The organism is Burkholderia sp. Ac-20379 (assembly GCF_017104645.1).
GTDB lineage: Bacteria > Pseudomonadota > Gammaproteobacteria > Burkholderiales > Burkholderiaceae > Burkholderia.
In genome coordinates this window covers 1-1,782 of record NZ_JAAGPF010000667.1, presented here as the reverse complement: position 1 = coordinate 1,782, position 1,782 = coordinate 1, and the positions used below count along the sequence as shown (strand labels likewise).

Annotated in this window: 1 protein-coding gene; it reads right to left on the bottom strand. The window is 54.2% G+C overall.

Going from position 1 to position 1,782, the window contains the following annotated elements; all coding sequences use genetic code 11:
- Window positions 1–89: 89 nt before the first annotated feature.
- Window positions 90–1,331: a hypothetical protein gene (locus G3N92_RS33785; RefSeq protein ID WP_206131835.1), complete on the bottom strand. Its 1,242-nt coding sequence runs from the start codon at window positions 1,329–1,331 to the stop codon at window positions 90–92.
- Between the last annotated feature and the right edge of the window lie 451 nt (window positions 1,332–1,782).

Below are 1,782 nucleotides of genomic sequence, written 5' to 3'. Positions count from 1 at the left end.
CTACGTGGGCCCTCGTGGAAGCCCCAGCTCTTGAAAGCGCGGTGCCTCCACAAGGCTAGTAGGGGCGGTGACGATTTACTATGCTGGCGTCAACGGTCAGCCGTGGACTCATTTAACGGTGCTGCGTGCTTCACTGGCAAACCTGCGAGCGTAAATATTGCCTCGATTGCAAGCTTATGACCGTCCATGTCGGAGCCGCCCATTTGCCCATGCGTGTAACCCTCGAAAGTCGGGCATTGCGGGGTGTCGAGCTGGAAAATGAATCGAGCGCTGTCTGCCGGAACAACTCCGTCACCCACTTTTTCCGCGACTGACGGCACGAACGGATCGGCCTCCGCTTTCGAAGAATTTGGCTGATAGGTGAATGCCAACTGGGACGTGCTGCTGGCGAACGTTTCATTCCCCGTCCCGACGAAGCAGTAGTATGGGATCGGCGTGTTGTCCGGCGAAGACACAGTAAGAGTTAAGAAAAACTTCCTGGCTTTCTGCGCGCTCGTCGGCGAAAAACCGAATTTAGTGAGATCCCCCATGAACGGCTCAGTGGATGCTGCGTTATAGACGTCGAGGGCATTGCCTTTGGTGTCCTGAATAAAGGCCTTCCCAGGCGGCGGAAGGAGCTCGTAGGTAGAAGGAAACTCAGGATTGTTGACCACAGACTGTATAAAGGCTTCGTACCGCTTCATCACTGCGGGCGGGACCAAGTCTAGCTGCAGAAGCTCCTGGCCAAGCATTGCCTTCAGCGAAAGAGGCGCGCCATAGTGCGGAGTCGCGAGGGTGATGAGCGCTTGGGCTTTGTTGAACCATGGTGTGGACTTCGAATCGGGATTTTCGAGCAAGCACCGGCTCACCAATCCGCCCATGCTGTGTCCGATGATGTACAGCTTATAAGTCTGGCCGGCGGCGGCGTACACATCGTCGAGCTCCTTTAGCGCATCGCCTAGCTTCCGCGCGGAATCCTCATTGGTTTCTCGCCAATCGTAAGGGCAATGGTAAAACACCCTCGGGGATGGGGCGGTAAGCGGCTTCGTCGCACTCTTCAAAGGCTTACAGGTCGACGGGATTGCACTGACGAAGCCGTTCGTATGCATGAAGTTGATCAGCGAGCCATAACACGGGAGCGTTTTCGGTCCTATTTGAAATTGACCGACAAGATCTCCGACTGCAAGATCTACATTGTGTGCAACCGCCTTGCAATGCTGGTCATATTCGTATTTCAGGACATGGACCAGTTCCAGCGCTTCCGGCCATGCTCGTTCGCTCGCACTTAGGTTTAGCTCCGAGGCGGACGTACCGGGAACAAATGCGAATACGACATTATCGGTGGATTGCATGAGATCTCCTGAGGTTTTGAAGAACAGCGAGCGCCGCACGACAAGCCCAATCAGTGGCCCGGACGGCGTCCCGCATTGCGCGAAAGAGAGTGCAGACTCATATCAATAAGAGTCCTGATTTTTCAGAAAAACCGGCGCGCGACAACACGTTTGATCTTTTTCTCCTACAGCACAATGTTAAAAATACTAACAAATGATCGCATAGAAATATCAGACGATCGGTAAAAAAATAGAAACGTTCTTGGTCGGAAGGTGGGTTTGCATCAGTGAACACAAGTCGCCGCTCGAAACGGATGCCGAGCTTTCATTCCTGCGCGGGAGCCGGGTTGAAAGCTCATCCTGCGTATTTCACACCAAGCGGGACAGCGATTTCACGCGAAGCTGGACAGTAGTGTCGTGACGTAGCGACGCGGGTCAACCGTGGCACGCTCGACGATTTTCGTCGAGAGGC

Coding starts and splice junctions, on each gene's coding strand:
- G3N92_RS33785 (WP_206131835.1), bottom strand. CDS start 1,331: ATGCAATCCACCGATAATGTCGTATTCGCATTTGTTCCCGGTACGTCC.